At 43.6% G+C, this 19,382-nt stretch carries 21 protein-coding genes and 1 tRNA gene; 8 read left to right on the plus strand and 14 right to left on the minus strand.

The genetic code is table 11. The annotated features are described in order from the left end of the window. Positions 1–22: 22 nt before the first annotated feature. The 6 genes from ispG to IEV39_RS12310 all read left to right on the plus strand — a co-directional run bounded on the left by ispG (position 23) and on the right by IEV39_RS12310 (position 6,603). Complete coding sequence (gene ispG / locus IEV39_RS12285; protein WP_005259644.1) at positions 23–1,138, plus strand: flavodoxin-dependent (E)-4-hydroxy-3-methylbut-2-enyl-diphosphate synthase; 1,116 nt, start codon at positions 23–25, stop codon at positions 1,136–1,138. Then, complete coding sequence (hisS, locus tag IEV39_RS12290) at positions 1,135–2,427, plus strand: histidine--tRNA ligase (protein ID WP_005226790.1); 1,293 nt, start codon at positions 1,135–1,137, stop codon at positions 2,425–2,427. Before ispG ends, hisS begins: the two co-directional genes overlap by 4 nt. Before the next feature lie 29 nt (positions 2,428–2,456). Continuing rightward, on the plus strand, positions 2,457–3,155 hold the full coding sequence (locus IEV39_RS12295) for a YfgM family protein (protein WP_005226791.1): 699 nt from the start codon (positions 2,457–2,459) through the stop codon (positions 3,153–3,155). After that, the gene (gene bamB / locus IEV39_RS12300; RefSeq protein WP_005289250.1) at positions 3,155–4,297 is read left to right on the plus strand and encodes an outer membrane protein assembly factor BamB; all 1,143 of its coding nucleotides are present in this window, start codon (positions 3,155–3,157) and stop codon (positions 4,295–4,297) included. Before IEV39_RS12295 ends, bamB begins: the two co-directional genes overlap by 1 nt. A 176-nt stretch (positions 4,298–4,473) precedes the next feature. Further along, positions 4,474–5,883, plus strand: a complete 1,410-nt coding sequence (der, locus tag IEV39_RS12305) for a ribosome biogenesis GTPase Der (RefSeq protein WP_005289245.1) — start codon at positions 4,474–4,476, stop codon at positions 5,881–5,883. A gap of 66 nt (positions 5,884–5,949) precedes the next feature. After that, positions 5,950–6,603, plus strand: a complete 654-nt coding sequence (locus tag IEV39_RS12310; protein ID WP_005289242.1) for a 4'-phosphopantetheinyl transferase family protein — start codon at positions 5,950–5,952, stop codon at positions 6,601–6,603. An 87-nt stretch (positions 6,604–6,690) separates the two neighbouring features. On the opposite strand, the gene secF is transcribed toward IEV39_RS12310, so the two are convergent. The 8 genes from secF to queA form a co-directional block, all read right to left on the minus strand. Beyond that, a complete protein-coding gene (gene secF, locus IEV39_RS12315; RefSeq protein WP_005226798.1) occupies positions 6,691–7,659 on the minus strand; it encodes a protein translocase subunit SecF in 969 nt (322 codons plus the stop codon). Positions 7,660–7,669: 10 nt separating this feature from the next. Next, complete coding sequence (secD, locus tag IEV39_RS12320; RefSeq protein WP_005226800.1) at positions 7,670–9,571, minus strand: protein translocase subunit SecD; 1,902 nt, start codon at positions 9,569–9,571, stop codon at positions 7,670–7,672. A 51-nt stretch (positions 9,572–9,622) separates the two neighbouring features. Next, positions 9,623–9,952 (minus strand): preprotein translocase subunit YajC, encoded by a 330-nt coding sequence (gene yajC, locus IEV39_RS12325; protein ID WP_005226801.1) that lies wholly within the window; start codon positions 9,950–9,952, stop codon positions 9,623–9,625. Between the two features lie 109 nt (positions 9,953–10,061). After that, the gene (tgt, locus tag IEV39_RS12330) at positions 10,062–11,192 is read right to left on the minus strand and encodes a tRNA guanosine(34) transglycosylase Tgt (protein ID WP_005289237.1); all 1,131 of its coding nucleotides are present in this window, start codon (positions 11,190–11,192) and stop codon (positions 10,062–10,064) included. 406 nt (positions 11,193–11,598) lie between these two features. Continuing rightward, on the minus strand, positions 11,599–12,168 hold the full coding sequence (locus IEV39_RS12335) for a LemA family protein (protein ID WP_005289235.1): 570 nt from the start codon (positions 12,166–12,168) through the stop codon (positions 11,599–11,601). A 30-nt stretch (positions 12,169–12,198) separates the two neighbouring features. After that, complete coding sequence (locus IEV39_RS12340; RefSeq protein ID WP_005289231.1) at positions 12,199–13,227, minus strand: hypothetical protein; 1,029 nt, start codon at positions 13,225–13,227, stop codon at positions 12,199–12,201. 104 nt (positions 13,228–13,331) lie between these two features. Beyond that, a complete protein-coding gene (locus IEV39_RS12345) occupies positions 13,332–14,318 on the minus strand; it encodes a hypothetical protein (RefSeq protein ID WP_005289228.1) in 987 nt (328 codons plus the stop codon). Between the two features lie 63 nt (positions 14,319–14,381). Next, entirely contained in the window at positions 14,382–15,419 is a 1,038-nt protein-coding gene (gene queA / locus IEV39_RS12350; RefSeq protein WP_005289225.1) for a tRNA preQ1(34) S-adenosylmethionine ribosyltransferase-isomerase QueA, read from the minus strand. Between the two features lie 180 nt (positions 15,420–15,599). Between queA and IEV39_RS12355 the strand changes: the two genes are divergently transcribed. Both IEV39_RS12355 and IEV39_RS12360 read left to right on the plus strand, forming a co-directional pair. Further along, positions 15,600–15,686: transfer RNA gene (locus IEV39_RS12355), tRNA-Leu, on the plus strand. 186 nt (positions 15,687–15,872) lie between these two features. Continuing rightward, on the plus strand, positions 15,873–16,934 hold the full coding sequence (locus IEV39_RS12360; protein WP_032883208.1) for a tyrosine-type recombinase/integrase: 1,062 nt from the start codon (positions 15,873–15,875) through the stop codon (positions 16,932–16,934). Positions 16,935–16,965: 31 nt separating this feature from the next. Here the strand turns inward: IEV39_RS12360 and IEV39_RS12365 are convergent, their stop codons facing one another. From IEV39_RS12365 to IEV39_RS12390, 6 genes are all read right to left on the minus strand, one after another. After that, a complete protein-coding gene (locus IEV39_RS12365; protein WP_005289220.1) occupies positions 16,966–17,256 on the minus strand; it encodes a hypothetical protein in 291 nt (96 codons plus the stop codon). A gap of 11 nt (positions 17,257–17,267) precedes the next feature. Then, entirely contained in the window at positions 17,268–17,462 is a 195-nt protein-coding gene (locus IEV39_RS12370; RefSeq protein ID WP_032883207.1) for a hypothetical protein, read from the minus strand. A 79-nt stretch (positions 17,463–17,541) separates the two neighbouring features. Next, on the minus strand, positions 17,542–17,853 hold the full coding sequence (locus IEV39_RS12375; RefSeq protein ID WP_005289216.1) for a hypothetical protein: 312 nt from the start codon (positions 17,851–17,853) through the stop codon (positions 17,542–17,544). Next, a complete protein-coding gene (locus tag IEV39_RS12380) occupies positions 17,846–18,238 on the minus strand; it encodes a hypothetical protein (RefSeq protein WP_005289211.1) in 393 nt (130 codons plus the stop codon). The genes IEV39_RS12375 and IEV39_RS12380 overlap by 8 nt, the downstream gene beginning before the upstream one ends. Before the next feature lie 3 nt (positions 18,239–18,241). Continuing rightward, positions 18,242–18,676, minus strand: coding sequence for a DUF2528 family protein (locus IEV39_RS12385; protein WP_005289209.1), 435 nt, complete (start codon positions 18,674–18,676; stop codon positions 18,242–18,244). Positions 18,677–18,748: 72 nt separating this feature from the next. Further along, a complete protein-coding gene (locus tag IEV39_RS12390) occupies positions 18,749–19,378 on the minus strand; it encodes a hypothetical protein (protein WP_005289206.1) in 630 nt (209 codons plus the stop codon). Positions 19,379–19,382 lie beyond the last annotated feature (4 nt).

Below are 19,382 nucleotides of genomic sequence, written 5' to 3' on the forward strand. Positions count from 1 at the left end.
TGACAAAGAGTAGAGCTATACGATGATTGTGAACCCAATTAAACGCCGTCCAACACGTAAAATCCGTGTCGGTTCAGTGTATGTCGGTGGTGATGCCCCGATTAGTGTTCAAAGTATGACGAATACTGAAACTTGTGATGTCGATGCGACCGTGGCGCAAATCCAGCGCTGTGCAGATGCTGGTGCAGACATCATGCGTGTTTCTGTTCCTTCAATGGAAGCGGCAGAGGCATTTGGTGCAATCCGTAAACGTGTGAGCGTGCCTCTGGTGGCGGATATTCATTTTGATCATCGTATTGCTTTGGCTGTCGCGGATTATGGCGCGGACTGTTTGCGTATTAACCCCGGCAATATCGGTTCAGATCAGAAAGTACGTGAAGTGGTTGCTGCGGCAAAACATCATGGTATTTCGATCCGTATCGGTGTAAATGCGGGTTCATTGGAAAAAGACTTACAAGCAAAATATGGTGAGCCGACAGGGCAGGCCTTGCTTGAGTCTGCAATGCGTCATATCGATATTCTAGACCGTTTAGATTTTCATGAGTTCAAAGTCAGCGTAAAAGCGTCGAATGTATTTTTGACCATGGATGCTTACCGCTTATTGTCACAACAAATTGATAATCCGTTGCACCTCGGTGTTACAGAGGCAGGCATCTATCGTACAGGTACGGTGAAGTCGGCGATTGCGCTTGGTGGACTATTGATGGAAGGCATTGGCGATACCATGCGTATCTCGCTTGCGGCCGAGCCAGAAGATGAAATTAAAATCGGTTTTGATATTTTAAAATCGTTGGGCTTGCGCTCAAACGGCATTAACTTTATTGCTTGCCCAAGTTGCTCACGCCAAGAATTCAATGTGATTCAGGTGATGCAGGCACTGGAAGAGCGTTTAGAAGATATTCGTACTCCGATGGACTTATCTGTCATCGGGTGTAAAGTGAATGGTCCAGGTGAAGCCAAAGAAGCGGATATCGGGATCGTGGGAGCATCTCCGCGTTCACTGGTGTACCGTAATGGCGAAAAGAGCCATTTAATCGACACAAATCAGTTGGTTGATGAAATTGAAACAATGGTTCGTCAACGTGTTCAAGAGCTTGAAGAAGCAAAATCTAAAGAAATTATTCGTAGTTCATCATGAGTTCAATCGTCGCTATCAAAGGTTTTAATGACATCCTTCCAACGCAAACTGCGGCTTGGAGAAGTCTGGAACAACAACTTGCATCTTTAATGGATGCGTATGGTTATCAACAGATCCGTTTACCGATCGTTGAGCAAACCGGTTTATTCAAACGTGCTATTGGCGATGCGACCGATATCGTTGAAAAAGAAATGTATACCTTTTTTGACAAGGGTAATCCGCCTGAATCACTGACGCTACGTCCAGAAGGGACAGCAGGTTGTGTACGTGCTTTGCTTGAACATAACCTGTTACGTGGCGCGACACCACGTGTGTGGTATATGGGACCGATGTTCCGTTATGAAAAACCGCAAAAGGGCCGTTACCGCCAGTTCCATCAGTTTGGTGTAGAAACCTTTGGTGTGGCAACACCCGATATCGATGCCGAGCTGATTTTACTGACAGCACGTTTGTGGAAGCGTATGGGCGTTGCGGACAAGGTTCAACTTGAGTTGAATACACTCGGGGAAACCGACGAACGTGCAGAATACCGTGCCGCATTGGTTGAGTTTTTAAATCAGCACAAAGATGCTCTGGATGAAGACTCGCAACGTCGTTTAAGCACTAATCCATTGCGTATTCTGGACTCTAAAATTGAGTCGACCCAAAAGATTCTGGAAAATGCACCCAAGTTGCATGATTTCCTCAAAGAAGATTCAATCAATCACTTCCAGCAATTACAGCAATACCTCACTGATGCAGGTATCGAGTTTGTGATTAACCAGAAGTTAGTCCGTGGTTTGGATTACTACAACAAAACCGTATTTGAATGGACCACCACCATGTTGGGTTCACAAGGCACAGTGTGTGCAGGTGGTCGCTATGACGGTCTAGTTGGGCAGTTAAAAGGTAAGGCGGATCAGTCTGTGCCTGCGGTTGGTTTCGCGATGGGCATGGAGCGTTTGCTCCTGTTGCTCGAGCAAGTCGAACAGGCCAAAACAGTACGTGATTGCGAAATCTTCTTGTTGGCTGAACCGGCTTATCAAGCCAAGGCGTTGGTCTTGGCGGAACAGATTCGTGATCAGCTGGAAGCGGCAAATAGCCCGATTCGTTTAAAAACAGGTTCACAAGGTAGCATGAAAAGCCAAATGAAAAAGGCCGATCAGTCGGGTGCGATTTTTGCGATGATCTTGGGTGAGCGCGAGTGGGAATCACAGCAGCTTCTCATTAAAGAATTGGCGACAGCAGAGCAGTCTCAAGTTGCTTTGACTGAACTGACGCCATTTTTGATTGAAAAATTTAAACAATAAGTTGAAGAATTTAGGAAAAGGACAATCACATGAGTTTAAGTGATGATGAACAGCTCGACAGTTTAAAGTCGTTTGCCAAAAAATATGGTTCTGCAATCATTAGCGGAATTCTCATTGCCTTGATTGCCTTTTTCGGATGGGAATACTGGCAAAAGAAAAATCTTGCCGAAGCCCAGAACCAGACGGCGAAGGTGCAGAAGTTGATGGATGAGGCCAAAGCTGCTACAGGTCAGCCCAATGCCTTTGCAAGCTTGTCTGAAGCTGCAGATAAAATTGTGAAAGAAGATGCCGATTCTGCTCAGGCAATTCAGACACAATTTGTTATGGCGAAGCTTGCGTATGACAAGCAGGACTATGCTGCTGCTGAAAAAGCCTTGAAGAAAGTTGAAAACTCAAAAGTAAAAGATGAGGGTTTGCTACAGGTTGTAAAAATACGTTTGGCTGATGCGCAATTGGCACAAAACAAATTTGACGAAGCCTTAAAAACCTTGTCTGCTGTGACAGAGCCTGCGTTCAAGGCTACTGCTGATGAGCTTCGCGGTGATATTTTTGTTGCGAAGAAAGACAACGCCTCTGCGCGTAAAGCGTATCAAAGTGCATGGGATAACCTGCTCGAGCGCAAACAGGAGCGTCAGCTTTTACAAATTAAACTCGAAAGTGTCGGCGTTTTAGTAGATGATCCTGAGTTTGAGCGCCCGATCTTAGATACCAAAGTGGATGAGTCTTAATGCAGAATAAACTAAAACTTCCTTTGGCAATTGCAATTGCTTCAGCTTTACTTGTTGGATGTTCGAGCAATAAAGTAAAAGAGGCAAAACCAAATCCATTGCCAAAAATCACGCAAGAACAAAGTTTAAACCTTGTTTTTTCACAAAGTGTTTCGTCTACCAATGCGGCTGAGGCTTTGCGCTTACAGCTGGATACAGACAATGGTGTGATTTTTGCGATTGACCCTGATGGTCAGGTGTCTGCTTACAAAGGCAAAGAACGCCTTTGGAAAAGCAAGATTACCAAACAGGAACTGACTGCCGGTGTAGAAGCCGGTGAAGGGATTGTGGTCATTGGCAATCGTAAAGGACAGTTATTTGGTTTAGATCAGACCACAGGTGAGCAAAAGTGGACGGCAAAACTGTCAGGTGCCATTCTGTCGCCCTCCTTGATCCAGTCGGGTCGTGTAATTACCATTGCCAATGATGGCACTGTGTTTGCGCATGATGCAGTAACAGGCCAGCAAGTCTGGGCCTATAAACTGCCAAATGTACAGTTTAGTTTACGTGGTCAGCCAGCCCCAGTGCGCTTGGATGAGCGTACCGTGTTGATTGGTTCTGCCAATGCTTATGTATATGCACTAGATATTATCAGTGGTGTGCCTCGCTTCCAGCGCCGTGTAGCGATTAGCGATGGTCGTTCAGACATCCAGCGTTTGATTGATGTAGTCGGCGATCCGGTTGTTGCTGGTCAATTCCTTGTCACCACAAGCTTCCAGGGTCAGGTTACTGTAATCGATCTTGCTTCACAACGTGTGGTATGGAGTGAAGATGCCAGCAGTACCAACACTGCCGAGGTTGCCGAAGATAAAGTATTCGTGACCACAACCGATGGCAAGTTAAATGCTTATAACTTGGCGACTGGCGAGTTGGTTTGGCAGAATGAAGAACTGTTAAACCGTCAGCTGAGCAACCCTGTGATGTTAGGACAAAACCTGGTGGTGGGTGATCTGGATGGGGTACTTCATCTGATTAATCCGGCTTCAGGCAAGTTGATCGGTCGTGCCAAAACCAGTGGTGAAGTGCGTTCATTGCGTGTGATTGACAACCAGCTTTATGTTGCAACACGAAAAGGTGCATTAACCATTTGGCAGAATCGTTAATTTTGCCTTAGCTTGTGCTAAAATGCTCAATTAGCTATTGCTAATAAAAGAATGATCGGGGTATTTGTTTAAACAAAACCCCGAATTTTTATTGTGATTACTTGATCACCAAAATCTTCCATACTGTTTCTGATACGATGTCATCAACGATGGCTCGTCTGAATTAAGGTTAATTTATGAAACCCGTTATTGCGCTCATTGGTCGTCCAAACGTCGGAAAATCAACGCTATTTAACCAAATCACCAAAAGTCGTGATGCTTTGGTTGCTGACTTCGCTGGTTTAACTCGTGACCGCAAATATGGCGATGCGGTTTATCAAAATAAATCATTCATTGTCGTAGATACGGGCGGTATTGGTGAGAATGAAGGTGGCATTGACTCTTACATGGCTGAGCAGTCAAAAACAGCTATCCATGAAGCAGACATCATTGTATTTGTGGTGGATGCACGCGCTGGTTTATTGGCGTCGGATGAGCAGATTGCCCGTGAGCTACGTACTTTAGGCAAAAAAGTCCATCTGGTGGCCAACAAGGTCGATGGTGTCCATGCAGAAGCTGCATTAGTTGAATTCTACAAGCTCGGTATGGGCGAACCGATGCAGGTTGCGGCCAGTCATGGTCGTGGTGTACAGCAAATGCTTGAAGAAGTGTTGGCTGAAGTGCCTGAAGATGAAAATCCGGACGAGCACAACAAAAATACCGGTTTGCGTTTAGCAATTATTGGTCGTCCAAACGTGGGTAAATCGACGTTGGTGAACCGATTACTCGGGGAAGAGCGTGTGGTTGCGTTTGACCAACCAGGTACAACCCGTGACTCGATCTATATTCCTTATGAGCGTGATGGTCGTCAATATACCTTGATCGACACTGCCGGTGTACGCCGTAAAGGTAAAGTCGATGAGATGATTGAGAAATTCTCAATCGTTAAAACCCTGCAAGCCATGAAAGATGCGCATGTTGTGGTCGTGGTGGTCGATGCACGTGAAGGGATTGTTGAACAAGACTTGCATTTGATTGGTTATGCACTTGAAGCAGGCCGTGCCATGGTCATTGCGATCAACAAATGGGACAACATGACCGAGTATGATCGTAAGCAATGTAAACTTGATGTGGAACGTCGTTTTGACTTTATTCCATGGGCAAAAATCCATTTGATTTCAGCCCTACATGGTACCGGCGTGGGTGAGCTTTATCCTTCGATCCATCGTGCTTACGATTCGGCAAACCTAAAAGTTTCACCGGCGAAACTGACCCAGATTCTAAGTGATGCTACCGAGGCACATCAGCCGCCAATGATCAGTGGGCGTCGTATTAAAATGCGTTATGCGCATATGGGCGGACAAAATCCACCAACCATCGTCATTCATGGTAACAAGGTGGATAAGACTCCAGCGGATTATCGTCGTTATCTGGAAAACGTATTCCGTAAAGTCTATAAGCTTGAAGGTACGCCAGTTCGTATTGACTTTAAAACCTCAGAGAACCCATTTGAAGGACGTAAATCTCAAGTGGATGAACGCGTTGCAGCACGTAAGCGTCGTTATGTTCAGAAGTTCAAGAAAGCAGAAAAGAAATTCAAGCGTTAAGCTGTATTCAATGCTTAAAAGCCCAAACTTTGCTTTGGGCTTTTTTATACACGGGAGATGTTGCTCATGACGACAGGTATCATATACATCCATGTTCAGGCATTGGCGCAGCTGCTGCAAAAGGATAAAACAGATTTTGCCGATTTCAGAGACTTTAATCATTATCAGAAACAGCAGATTCAGGCGCGACGTAATCAGCTTCTGGCTCATCAACTGCATTGCACTATAGATGATCTGGTGTTTTCCAAACATGAGCATGGCAAACCTTTTTTAAGCTCTCATGCCTTACATTTTAATCATTCGCATAGTCAGCAATATTATGCACTGGCAATGAGCGAACGTGTTCAAGATATCGGCATTGATGTTGAAGCGCTGGATCGAAAAGTCCGTTTTGATGCCTTGGCCCGGCATGCCTTTCATCCCGAGGAATACCAGATCTGGCAACAGCAGGATCAAGACACAGAATATTGGTTTAGGGTCTGGACCACCAAAGAAGCGATTTTAAAAGCCTCAGGTCTTGGTATTCGTTTAGACCTAAATAGTTTGAATACGCAGGTGCATCCTACAAATCAGGGGGGCATGTGTTCGCATCCATTGATTGGCACTTTTGCCTATCAGAACTTTATCCTGAACCAGAAAATTGTAGTCACCATTGCATGGCGGGCAGAGCAATCTTGCCGAGGTTTTCAATTTCCACAGACCCAGATTGTTCAGTATTAAAGCGTCGTCAGATAGAGCAGATTTTAACGCGATAAAAAAATGCCAGCATATTGCTGGCATTTTATTTGAATCCAAAAGAAGAGGGATTTAAGGAATCTCTTCTTCTTCAAATTCAGGTTTAACTTGAACAATAAAGTCCTGACGGTTCAGACCACGCCATAAAGCGAATGCTGTACCGATATAGATCGATGAGTAAGTTCCCACGAATACACCGACAAACATGGCAACAGAGAACCAGTGTAAACCATCACCGCCCAGGAACATCATGGCAAGAACCACAAGTAATAAGGTCATCGAGGTATGAATGGTACGGCGTAAGGTTTCTGTCAATGCAATATCGACGATTTCACGTGGTGTGGCACCACGAATCTTACGGAAGTTCTCACGGATACGATCCGAGACAACGATGTTATCGTTGAGTGAGAAACCGATCACCGCAAGGACTGCAGCCAATACGGTTAAGTCGAAAGGCCACTGGAACAATGCGAATGCACCGATAATCAGTACGATGTCATGGAATAATGACATGACCGCGCCCATCGCGAGTTTAAACTCGAAGCGAATGGTGACGTAGATCAGCATCAAGATCAAAGCTAGTGCAACAGCGCCTGCAGAACGCACGTAAAGTTCATTTCCGACAGCACCACCTACTGCATCTACTTTATGCACTTCAACGGTGTTATTCGGTAATTGCACCGCTTTGGTGATGCTATTGCTGAGGTCTTCGACATTCAGGTCTTCTTGCACAGGCATACGCACGATCAGGTCGGTATTACTGCCCAAGGTTTGTACCACAGCATCTTTAAAGCCAGCACGGTCAAGTGCCTGAACCACTTGCGTAGGCTGTACACCTTGCTTGTAGTTCAATTCGGCTGAAATCCCCCCGGTGAAATCCAGTCCGAGATTCAAGCCTTTGGTCACGATAAAGAAGATACTCGCAATCGTCAGCAGGATCGACAAGATTGCCGCAGGTTTGGCAATCTTCATGAACGGGATAATTTTCAGGTTATCCGGGCGACCGTATTGTTTTGAGTCTGGTTGAGTCAGATCAGTCATATGAATCTCCTTAAATACTCAACTTTTTCAAATTACGGCGTTTGCCATAAATGAGCTGGACGATGGCACGAGTAACGGTAATGGCCGTAAACATTGAACAAATAATACCGATCATCAATGTTACCGCGAAGCCTTTAATCGGACCTGTTCCAATCGCGAACAAGATAAACGCAACCAGTAAGGTGGTTAAGTTCGAGTCAAGAATGGTGTTATAGGCTCGATCATAACCTGCCACAATCGCCTGTTTGGGCGAGGCGCCCCAGAGCATTTCTTCCCGTATTCGTTCACAGATTAGGACGTTGGAATCGACCGCCATACCAATGGTAATCACGATACCCGCAATACCTGGCAGGGTGAGGGAAGCACCAATCCATGACATCACGGTCAAGATCATGGCCAAGTTGAAGACCAGAGCAAAGTTTGCGATCAGACCGAATAAACGGAAGAACACGACCATCCAGATCGCAACCAGCAAGAAGCCGATCTGAGTTGAGAGTACACCTTTGTCAATGTTTTCCTGACCGAGGCTAGGACCAACCACACGTTCTTCTACGAAGTACATCGGCGCAGCAAGTGCACCTGCACGCAGCATCAAGGCAAGCTCGGCTGCTTCTTGTGGTGAATCCAGACCGGTAATCCGGAATTGTGAACCCAGCACCGCCTGAATGGTTGCCGCATTGATCACCACAGATTCGGTATACGGGGTACGAACTTCAGTCTGAACGCCTGTATTCGGGTCTGCAACATAAGAGATCTTCTGTTTATTTTCGATAAACAGAACTGCCATCCGTTTGCCAACTGCACCACGCGTTGCATCTGACATGAGCTTACCGCCGGCAGAGTCCAAAGTAATGTTAACTTCAGCACCACCAGAATCCTGGCTAAAGCCAGAGCTTGCATTCTGAACACGCTCACCGGTCAAGATACGGTTACGTTGTAACAGTAACTGACGACCGCTATCCAGTGATTGGTAAGCGAATACCTCAGTGCCAGGAGGAAGCGGCTGACCGTTATATTTACCGGTATACGGATCGATATATTGATCATTGCTGTCTGCAACCAGACGGAATTCCAGGTTGGCTGTACGACCCAAGACACGTTTTGCCTCAGCCGTATCCTGTACACCCGGTAATTCAACTACAATACGGTTGCTGCCTTGTGTTTGTACCAAAGCTTCTGCCACACCCAGTTCGTTGATACGGTTACGTAGGGTGGTTAAGTTTTGGTTCACTGCATAAGACTGAATTTCCTGACGACGGGCATCGGTATAATTTAGTCTTAAAGTCGCACCAGATGAGGTCGCAACTGCCTGTTGAGTAAACTCGTTACCATTACGACGCAAGAAATCAGTCGCTGCATCGCGGTCTGCATTGTTTGCAAACTGCACTGTAATGGTGTTGTTGTTTAACGCCAGGTTATTGAATTTGATTTTGTTATCACGGAATTGACGACGCAAATCAGTCGCAGATGTTTCCATACGCTGACTAATCGCTTTATCCATGTCGACTTCGAGCAAGAAGTGTACACCGCCACGTAAGTCCAGACCGAGTTTCATCGGTTTAGCCCCAATCTTTTGCAACCACTCAGGCGTGGTTGGCGCAAGGTTGAGTGCAACGACATAGTCATCACCAAGATCACGCCGAAGCACTTCTTTGGCTTTTAACTGCGCCTCAGAAGAGCTTAAACGTAATAATGCCGCATTGTTGGTGAAGCTATTGTCGTGACTGCTAATATCGGCAGTTTTTAAAATCTGCTCAGCTTTTTGCACGATGGTCTGATCAATCTTGGTGCCGGCTTTCGCGCCAGAAATCTGGACGGCAGGCTCATCTGGATACAGACTTGGAAGTGCATATAACGTACTGATCACAAGGACAACCAGGATCAGTAAATATTTCCATGCAGGGTAACGCATTCGCTTTCTTCTTAAATGAAAAAGTCGTGCTGAGGCACGACTATTTTATGATTAAAGGTTATTTAATGTGCCTTCAGGTAATACTGAAATGACACTCGCACGCTGGATTTTTACCTCAACACCACGAGTGAGTTCAACGACTGCAAAGTCACCTTCGAGTTTGATAATTTTCCCCATTAAACCACCAGCAAACACGATCTCGCTGCCTACACCCAGACTTTCGATCAAAGAACGGTGTTCTTTGGCACGTTTTGCCTGAGGTCTCCAGATCAAGAAATAGAAGATTGCGATAAATACCGCGATCATCAACAAGTTAGCCATAAGACTTGGACCTTGTGTTGCACCCGGTGCAGCATGAGCAGTAGAGATGAAAAGACTCATTTCATTTTCCTAAAATTAAAAAGCCAAAAAATTAACAATAAATTCCAATTCGTTTTGCAATGTACCTTGTCTTGCGATCAGGCGCAAATCTTGATGCATTTACCTGACATTAGTCTTCTGGGCAAGGCGGAACATCTAATCCACGGCGTGCATAAAAGTCCTGAACGTATTCATCAAATGTGCCGTTATCCAGCGCATCACGCATACCTTGGGTCAGGCGTTGGTAGTAACGCAAGTTATGGATGGTGCCGAGCATTGAAGCCAGCATCTCACCGCACTTCTCTAAATGATATAAATAGGCACGGGTAAAGTTTTTACAAGTGTAGCAATCGCAATGTGGGTCTAATGGCCCTTTGTCATGACGATATTTGCTGTTACGGATTCTGACCAGACCATCGGTCACAAAATAATGACCATTACGGGCATTACGGGTTGGCATCACGCAGTCAAACATATCGACGCCACGGCGCACCGCTTCCACGATATCTTCCGGTTTACCCACACCCATCAGGTAACGTGGTTTGTCTTGTGGCATTTTGTTAGGTAAATAATCAAGCACCTTGATCATTTCTTCTTTCGGTTCACCGACCGACAAGCCACCAATCGCATAACCGTCAAAACCGACTTCCAACAAGCCTTTCAGTGACTCATCACGCAGGTCTTCGTACATGCCACCCTGAATGATGCCGAATAAAGCATTTTTATTCTTAAGCTCATCATGGTGGTGGGTTTTACAACGTTTTGCCCAGCGTAAAGAAAGCTGCAATGATTTTTGCGCTTCTTCATGGGTTGCAGGATAAGGAGTACACTCATCAAAAATCATCACGATGTCTGAGTTGAGTACCTGTTGAATTTCCATCGAAATTTCTGGAGACAGAAACACCTTTGAACCATCGATCGGCGAACGGAAGGTGACACCTTCTTCCTTGATCTTACGCATTGCACCCAGGCTAAAGACCTGAAAACCGCCCGAATCCGTCAAAATTGGTTTATCCCATTTGATAAACTCATGCAGACCGCCGTGCTCTTTAATCACTTCCAGACCAGGGCGTAAATAAAGATGGAAGGTATTACCCAGAATAATTTGTGCCTGAATGTCTTCAATATCGCGCGGCAACATGCCTTTGACCGTGCCGTAAGTACCGACCGGCATAAATACAGGTGTTTCAACCACACCATGTTCTAAGGTGAGTCGACCACGACGGGCGCGCCCCGACTGGCCTAATTTTTCAAATTTCATACACTATCCATCAAGGCGAAAAAACAGTTCGCTGATCAAAAGCGGCTATTTTCCTTGATTATGGCGTCCAGTTCTACTACTAAATGTAGCGAGAGATAAAATAGATTTAGTTTGATAAGTTTTTAGTGATATTTGCTCGAATGTTGATGAGCAAATACTGATTTACGTGAATAAGGTTTTTGCATTTTGTAATGCGACATTTGTGAGGAAATTTGCTATCGAGATGGCGGCATGGATGCCGCCGCGTTAGACTGCGGTAGCAGGGATGTACCGTCAGTCTATGAACAGCGATTAAAGCTGTGCAAGGGTTTTGGTTACTTTTGCCAAAACAAAAGTAACTCCAACCGAAGGTTTTTACTGAAATGAGTGAGATAACTATAAGACGCTAATATGTTTAACTACCGCACTAAAAATTCGGTTTATAGTCAAAATTTTCAGTGACCAGATTATCCTTAAACGGACGAATGCTTTTCTTGGATAAGGTCAGGGTATTGATCAGGTTATTGGGAAATACTTCGATCTGGTTATTAAACAGTTCCACATTACGGTTAAAAATGGTAATCGCAGCACCGACATTCTCGTTTTGCTCCTGAATATCATCCATCATCTTGCTATACAGCGCGTCCGCTTTCAGTTCAGGATAATTCTCGACCACCACATTCAAGCTACGGATCAGCTCTTTGCTCATTTTCTCAATCTGTTGTAACTGTGAAATATCCGTGTCATTGACATTCAGATTGAGGATCTGCTGACGCAATTCAGTGACTTTTTCCAAAGTGGATTTCTCGAACTGGGTATATTGGTCTAGCGTTGCTTCCAAGGCTTCTAGTGTTTTTACTTTTTGACGTTCAAAATTGGCCACTTCTGACCATGCCCGTTTGGTGGCATTAAAATAGCGTACGATGTTGTTGCGGATCGACACGCCCCAGACAATCAGCACCACAAAAATCCCCAAGAAAATGAGTAAACCTGTCATCGCTTGCCCCTTATTGTTATTGCGAGATGATTAGCTAATTAAATTCAGCATGAGTTGTTGAAACTTCTGATACTGCGGCATGGTCATGGTGCGCAAGTGTCCGCGTAATGCCGGAATATCATGTATTTCACTGCGTTTACTGGCGGTTTGGAAAAGATTTTGTTCGCCTACATAACACAGGATTTGTTCTTGATGATGATAAATTAAATCACCGTTAAAATGTTGAAAAAAATCATGTAATTTTAAAGTTAAACTCGGACTGACCTGCTTGGCCAACTGATGTTGATCCAGGCCAAAAATATTCAGTTCCTGATTAATCAGGATATCGCTGCTTTGCCAGGCACTGCTATAGGGCTCAAAAAAACGAGAGCGTTGATTGCTGACTGCAATCCCCAAAGCAGGCATTTGAAAAATAAAGGCGCCCCATAAATCTTTATGGATCTCTTTGACGATTTTCTTATCGTTACCCTGATCTTGCAGGATTGGCATTTCATTGACGTAATGATATTGAAAAAGCAACACCTGATGCGTGGTTGTGCCATCGTTCCATGTCGTGGATGCGTATTGGGTGATTTCGTTGGATTCACTGCCACGATTAAATAAGGGGAAATGTTGTTTTAACTTACTCATCACCAGTAGCGGTTGCGCCTGAATCGGTAAATAAGCAGGCAATTGCTGAAACTGCAGGCCATAACGTAATACCGTGATGCGTTGTTCAAGATAATTGATTACACGGGTGAGTGGTTCTCGCGGTTCATACAGGAGGTACGCCAGAAAACCGGTCAGAAATGCCCCGAGCAGGCTCCAGATATATTGAATATGCGGATGCAGAAAATAGCCAAATACCAGCGTGCCGATGCTGATGATGCCCAGTAAGTAGGGCAGGGCATTAAAAAAACACAGATTATGATCTTCACGCCAAGGATGCAAAGCATCTAACAAATCCTGATCGCTATGCGATTTTTGTCCAGCCTCCCATAAACGTGCGATGTTACGAAATACCTGCGCATTTTTTTTACGCCGGATATGGAGGGCTTGTTGTACGGTATCGATCGGCATGGCGTTTTTATGTCATTATAATTGCTGGGTATAAACTGAATTATGCGTTAAATTTCAGAAACTAAGAAGTACCTTGCGGGTTATTTTAACCGTTATAAATGCAATTAGAGGGTCTTGAGCAGACTAGAGAAAGCATCTTGTAAACGCTGAAGTTTTGGCATTTGCAACTGTTCCAGCTTTTCGGCCAGTTCATTGATGCTCATGGCCTGAAACAAATAATTATTTTCGGCCAAAGGCGACTCATTAAATAACCAGCACATCAGGCCAGTGTGCGGATCGACATAAAAATCGCCATGAAAAGCCTGCATCATCTGCTCAAGTGCCAGCAAGCGCTCTGGGGTTAAGAATTTCACAAACTCAAATTCACTGATACCACTCTGCTGATATTTCTGGTTAAAACGGATATCACTGGACTGCCATTCAATGCCAAGATGACAACGGCTTTTATGTGCGGCTGAAATACTCACGCCTTTATAGGGAAAATTCTCCATCAGCACCCCCCACAAATCACAATGAGTGGTTTCCCAAACCTCTCTTCCCTGATCGTCGGTTGTTTTAGTTAAATAAGTGTAATGATATTTAATCACTGAATAATCATAGTTTTTCTGTTTAATGAGCATTTGCCCAGTAAGTAAGGTTGTAACGGTATTGTCTTTATCACCGAGTTGAAATAAGGGATGTTCCTGTAATACATGGGTTAATGGTGTATTTTCATGATCAAACCGAACCTGATAGGTCTGTTCCAGCAGATAAAGCCTGAGTTCCTGTTTTAAGTTTTCCAGTTCAATGGTCGGAATGCGATAACGCAGCCCAAGAGCAAACAAAGCAACACAAACAATCAGGTAGTAGCCTGAGAACAAAAGGCCAGCCAATAAAAAAATCAGGCTCAGTGTGGTCAGCGCCCAGTAAAGGTAATTCTTGATATGCAGATTTTGTTCGCCTTGCCAGTGTCTTAAGCGATGAATAAGCGTGTCGGGTGTGGGCTGTTCCTCAAGCAACTGGCGAATGGCCTTAATATTTTCTAAGGTCACCTGATTATGCATGAATTGATTTTGAAAGGTTTTTTGAATTTTTTTAGATATAAATGGCATGGTTTTCTTAAATCATTATTCTGAAAAAAATAGGCTAAACCTGAATTTAGCCTATTGATTGTTTTAAGCGTCGAGTTGATCAATCAGCATCGCATCGCCATAACTAAAGAAACGATAACGTTGTTGCACCGCATGTTTATAAGCGGCCAAGATATTGTCACGATTCGACAAGGCTGAAACCAGCATCAATAAAGTCGATTCAGGTAAATGGAAGTTGGTAATCAAACGATCCACGATACAGAACTGATAACCCGGATAGATAAAGATCTGGGTATCACCGGTCCACGCTGCAATTTGGCCTTGGTTGGCCTGTGCTGCACTTTCCAGCGCACGGGTCGCCGTAGTGCCTACCGCAATCACCTTATTACCGCGTGCCTTGGTTGCCAGAATCAGGTCAATGGTGGCTTGCGGGACATCACACCATTCACTATGCATAATGTGATTGGTAATGTCTGTAGTACGCACAGGCATAAACGTTCCTGCACCGACATGCAAGGTCACAAAGGTTTTTTGTACGCCTTTAGCAGCCAATTTTTCTAATAGGTCTTGATCGAAATGCAGACTGGCTGTAGGCGCAGCGACACTGGCAATTTTTTCAGGATCATGGAACACAGTTTGATAACGTTCAGTATCAATCTCTTCGGCTTCACGATTGAAATAAGGTGGAATCGGGAGCTGACCGTATTGATCCAGTACCGACAAAATCGGTTGTGAAAATTTCACCACAAACAGGTTTTCATGGCGGCCTTGTACAGCGACAGGAACCGCATCTTCACCGATATACAGTTCTGCGCCTGCTTTAGGTGAGTTACTTGATTTGATATGGCAATGCGCAGTGTGGGTATCCAGCATGCGCTCAACCAGCACTTCGATTGCGCCACCGGTAGCACGTTTGCCTTTTAAGCGTGCTTTCATGACTTTGGTGTCATTCAGTACCAGTAAATCGCCCTCTTCGAGTAGATCGAGAATATCGGTAAAGGCATGGTCATGATATTGACCTTGCGCATCGATATGCAGCAGGCGAGATGCGCTACGGCTGTCTAATGGATAGCGAGCAATAAGTTCATCGGGGAGATCAAACGAAAAGTCGGAGAGTTGCATACATCTAAAACATTGCAAAAATTGGGCGTAGTATAGTCTTTTTTGCGTTTTTTCGCTGAGTTCGCGTGTTTATAAGCAGAAAAATATCCGAATGATTTAAAAGTGAGCAATAAGCGTGAGTTAGTGTTTGACAATAAAATCAAACAGGTTATTATACGCAACACAAAGCATCGCACTCTTCCCGAGGTGGTGAAATTGGTAGACGCGGCGGACTCAAAATCCGCTGTCAGAGATGACGTGTCGGTTCGAGTCCGACCCTCGGGACCATTCGATGTCTTACACAGATATTTCGAAGCCCCAAGTTCTTATTATTCAAGGACTTGGGGCTTTGTCGTTTCTGGTGTTTGTGTTTTTTTACGGTATTTTCGGGGTTTTTCAGGTATATATTTCCACACATTTTCCACACTTTTTTTTGTGGGTTTATTTTTGGAAATTAGGAACTTGGTGCATAAAATGAGTTTGTCTGTTTATCAGCAGGCGAATGGCTCATGGCGAGCTGATTTGCGTGTATTAGATGTGCGTTGCAGTAAAGTTAAGAAATCTAAGCTTGATGTAATGAAGTGGGCAGCACAACGTGAGCGAGATATTTTGCTCAATCACTCCACTGAAGAAGCTTTAAAGAAAAAAATTGTTTTAACCGTTCATGAAGCTTTATCCAGGTACTCGGCTGAAGTGTCACAATTTAAAAAGACTGCAAAAAAAGAACAGCAACGGATTAAATATTTTCAGGACCATTTACCTAAGGTCGACTGGCCACTGGTGAACTATGAATCTGATTATCTGGCCAACTATCGTGATCAATGTCTAAATCGATCGATCAACCCATTAAAAGCGAGCTCTGTCCGTCGGGATTTTTCCACGTTGTCCGCATTTTTCTCTTGGTGCGTCGAAAAGAAATGGATTAAACATAATCCCGTTGCTGACGTGAAGTTGCCACCCAAGCCAAAGAACAGGGAACGTCGTGTCGAATTAGATGAGGTTGAGAAAATGTTAGCTGCATTAAAATATGTGCCGGGTACGGTACCAGAAACAAAAATGCAGGAAGTCGCATTAATCTGGCTCATTGCTATGGCCACGGGTATGCGATCGGGCGAGATTGTGAACCGGCTGCCGCGCGAAGTGCAACTTGCAAAAAGTCAGGTTCTATTACCTGATACAAAAAATGGAACGTCTCGAATTGTTCCGTTGGATAATTTTGCTGTTCATCTTTGGTCTTTAGCGCTTCAAATCGACCGCAAGGCATGTCCTAAAGTATTTACTGTTTCTGATTCATCACGAGATACTTTGTTCCGGAAGGCTCGGAAATTAGCCGGTTTAGAAAATGCAGATCTGACTTTCCATGATTCCAGACATGAGGCAGCATCTTTGATGGCCAAGCGAATCAAAAATGCTTTGACGTTGTGCAAGATATTCGGTTGGAAGGACCCAAAATTCGCCCTGGTGTATTACAACCCTACAAATAATGAAATCGTGGATGAACTGAATCAATCCTGTGAGTTTCAAAAGATAGCGTAATAAAAAAGCCACCTGACGGTGGCTTTATTTTTTAGGAGTACTGCACGACGGCTTTATCGTAGGCCATCGCGTAATCGATTACATCCTTAGCCCTCCAGCGTTGAACAGTATGATCATCTTTAGTAGGTAGATCCCGGCTAGGTGGGAAATGCTTATTTGTGATGATATACCTTTTCACATAATCGGCAGAGTAATCAAAATATTGAGCGATATCATCAAGGTCCCATAATTGATGCTCGATCGGAATGATTGGCTTTGATTCGATAGCCTTCATCATTTTAAGGAATACTTTTTCCAGTAATTTTTCTGCATTCAGTTCCATTGTTCAGATCCTTAAAAGGGTAAATCATCCATTTCATTGTCTTGTTCTAACTGAGCACGAAATTCAAGTTCAGCCAGCACAGCATCACGGATACGTTGTCCTTGTTCTGTTACATCTAAATGCAATAGATCCTCAGTGGCCAAGCTCTTAACACTTCGACCTTTGAACTTCCCAAAAGTGATGATATCGAAATTACATGCATCCATTTTCATGACCCCATAACTTGTGTAAGAAAATAAACAGCCCCCATAAATGAGGAACTGCTCAGGATAATTGTGGCGTTTGTCATGCTGACCTTTTCAGATTGCTTGTGTTGCATAAGCATTTACCTACCCTTAAATAATCAGCAACCCTTGGAGCATTTGCAGGGGTCAGGTCGTATCGATACAAGTCAAAAGTTCGTACCCGGGTTTTAACTGTAATACGGTCTTGATCGATCGCAGTGATCTCCCCAGTGTAATGTTTATGGTCCACAATAATTTTATGGCCATAACCGTTTTTACGTTCCTGAATAGAAAAATTGACCTGTTGGCCAATGGCTAAAGCTTCGTAGTCAGGAAGGATGAGGCCACCACATTGGCAATTGAATTTAGACATTTTGATCCCCCTGATAATCCTTAAATTCTTCAGGACATTCACTATCTAAAGGTGTTTCTATAGATTTAATAACGTTGTTACAGCATCGACATACTAAGTTCCAGCTTATAAATGGTTCCTTGCCACTCCAAAAGCCGATTAAGCCTGTAATGTTGTTATCATTTTCTAATCTGATTAGTTCTTCGGTTGTGTATTCCCTTTTTAGAAGTTGCTTCTTTTGTTCAGCTTGCTTGAAAAACCACCATGTTATAAAAAGCCGGCGAGTATCTTCTTTTTCAAAAAAATCATACGTGCTATGGATTTTAAAACATTCATCGTCAGCTGAGATGCCAAAGGTATCTGCACAGTATTTTTTAAAATTATCTAAATTTTTAGCTGTATACATGATTTATCCCTCTGCATTTACAGGGGTGAATTCAAAATCATCACCACTTACATAATTATCGAAATGAATTTTGGTAATTTCAAAACAGTCACGTCCCCAACCTTCTTCATGAAAAATTGAGTTGATACCCCAACTGGAGGCAATGTCAGTTGCAACCGTATCTTTTCCGTTATAACAGGCCCAAAATACCTTTTTAGAAATCATTTTTAGAATGACTTTGACAATATCCCCATTATTTTCTTTAAGCCGGCTTTCATGATTGGACCAAAAATTATTGTGTTCATGAAGTTCGCTATCTGTGCATTTAATAACAATGGTGAACTCTAAATCACACACATCACTCCATTTGTCATATTTGACATGGAATGTGCGTGGATCGCATTGTAAATATTCTGGAATTTCCGCTTGTTCTGTTTGTAATGTAGAATCGTTTTGCATAATTTCGCTCCGGAGTAATTGTGTGTCACATACAGGAGTGGCCGCTTCTGTATGTGAGCTCTAAATTTAAAGTTAGTGGAATGGTCGTTTTGGCTGTTCTTCAGCGGCTTCTTTTAATACTTCTAGAATGACCTCTAAGACTTTGACACCTGCATTATTTTTTCTTTCTTCTTTACGGTCTGTTTCCACTTGGGAGTGGATCTGTTTTGCCAATTCTGGATCAATAGATTCAAGCCCTAGTTTTTGGAAAACTTCTTCCTCATATGCCCATTTGTGAATTGTGTTAGGACGAATACAATTTTTCCCATCAAAAATGCGGTAATTTTCACCGTCGAAAATAACCGGGGAAAAAATTCTATTGTCGTAGCAGACAATAATTAGATTTCGGATTTTCTCCGGTTTAATACGAACATCCTTAAAAAGCGTCTCGGATTTTTTTGATGCGTCAAAAACAGGGATACCCTCAAATTCAATCTTGTAGCTTTCATTTTTTGTCTGAAGTGCAATTCTTTCGAAGAAATCTATTTCGTCTTGAGGTCTATTTTTTTTAACTAATTCAAGTGCATTAAATAGATTTGTTCGACTGCAGTGTGAAGGTAGGCGCCCAATATAAAAATTACTTTGCTCCTCATTAAGCAGCATTGTATGGTTCTCAGTCGGTGAGATCTCGATGGTTAATTTGAAGATTGGATGATTTTTCATTTCT

It is taken from the genome of Acinetobacter courvalinii, assembly GCF_014635545.1.
In the GTDB taxonomy this organism is placed as follows: domain Bacteria; phylum Pseudomonadota; class Gammaproteobacteria; order Pseudomonadales; family Moraxellaceae; genus Acinetobacter; species Acinetobacter courvalinii.

Excerpts from the sequence above, each read along its gene's own strand:
- ispG (WP_005259644.1), top strand. The coding sequence starts at position 23 with ATGATTGTGAACCCAATTAAACGCCGTCCAACACGTAAAATCCGTGTC.
- IEV39_RS12380 (WP_005289211.1), bottom strand. The coding sequence starts at position 18,238 with ATGTATACAGCTAAAAATTTAGATAATTTTAAAAAATACTGTGCAGAT.
- IEV39_RS12345 (WP_005289228.1), bottom strand. The coding sequence starts at position 14,318 with ATGCCATTTATATCTAAAAAAATTCAAAAAACCTTTCAAAATCAATTC.
- der (WP_005289245.1), top strand. The coding sequence starts at position 4,474 with ATGAAACCCGTTATTGCGCTCATTGGTCGTCCAAACGTCGGAAAATCA.
- IEV39_RS12390 (WP_005289206.1), bottom strand. The coding sequence starts at position 19,378 with ATGAAAAATCATCCAATCTTCAAATTAACCATCGAGATCTCACCGACT.
- IEV39_RS12370 (WP_032883207.1), bottom strand. The coding sequence starts at position 17,462 with ATGGATGCATGTAATTTCGATATCATCACTTTTGGGAAGTTCAAAGGT.
- IEV39_RS12375 (WP_005289216.1), bottom strand. The coding sequence starts at position 17,853 with ATGTCTAAATTCAATTGCCAATGTGGTGGCCTCATCCTTCCTGACTAC.
- tgt (WP_005289237.1), bottom strand. The coding sequence starts at position 11,192 with ATGAAATTTGAAAAATTAGGCCAGTCGGGGCGCGCCCGTCGTGGTCGA.
- IEV39_RS12365 (WP_005289220.1), bottom strand. The coding sequence starts at position 17,256 with ATGGAACTGAATGCAGAAAAATTACTGGAAAAAGTATTCCTTAAAATG.
- IEV39_RS12295 (WP_005226791.1), top strand. The coding sequence starts at position 2,457 with ATGAGTTTAAGTGATGATGAACAGCTCGACAGTTTAAAGTCGTTTGCC.
- yajC (WP_005226801.1), bottom strand. The coding sequence starts at position 9,952 with ATGAGTCTTTTCATCTCTACTGCTCATGCTGCACCGGGTGCAACACAA.
- IEV39_RS12340 (WP_005289231.1), bottom strand. The coding sequence starts at position 13,227 with ATGCCGATCGATACCGTACAACAAGCCCTCCATATCCGGCGTAAAAAA.
- IEV39_RS12385 (WP_005289209.1), bottom strand. The coding sequence starts at position 18,676 with ATGCAAAACGATTCTACATTACAAACAGAACAAGCGGAAATTCCAGAA.
- bamB (WP_005289250.1), top strand. The coding sequence starts at position 3,155 with ATGCAGAATAAACTAAAACTTCCTTTGGCAATTGCAATTGCTTCAGCT.
- hisS (WP_005226790.1), top strand. The coding sequence starts at position 1,135 with ATGAGTTCAATCGTCGCTATCAAAGGTTTTAATGACATCCTTCCAACG.
- secD (WP_005226800.1), bottom strand. The coding sequence starts at position 9,571 with ATGCGTTACCCTGCATGGAAATATTTACTGATCCTGGTTGTCCTTGTG.
- queA (WP_005289225.1), bottom strand. The coding sequence starts at position 15,419 with ATGCAACTCTCCGACTTTTCGTTTGATCTCCCCGATGAACTTATTGCT.
- IEV39_RS12360 (WP_032883208.1), top strand. The coding sequence starts at position 15,873 with ATGAGTTTGTCTGTTTATCAGCAGGCGAATGGCTCATGGCGAGCTGAT.
- IEV39_RS12335 (WP_005289235.1), bottom strand. The coding sequence starts at position 12,168 with ATGACAGGTTTACTCATTTTCTTGGGGATTTTTGTGGTGCTGATTGTC.
- secF (WP_005226798.1), bottom strand. The coding sequence starts at position 7,659 with ATGACTGATCTGACTCAACCAGACTCAAAACAATACGGTCGCCCGGAT.
- IEV39_RS12310 (WP_005289242.1), top strand. The coding sequence starts at position 5,950 with ATGACGACAGGTATCATATACATCCATGTTCAGGCATTGGCGCAGCTG.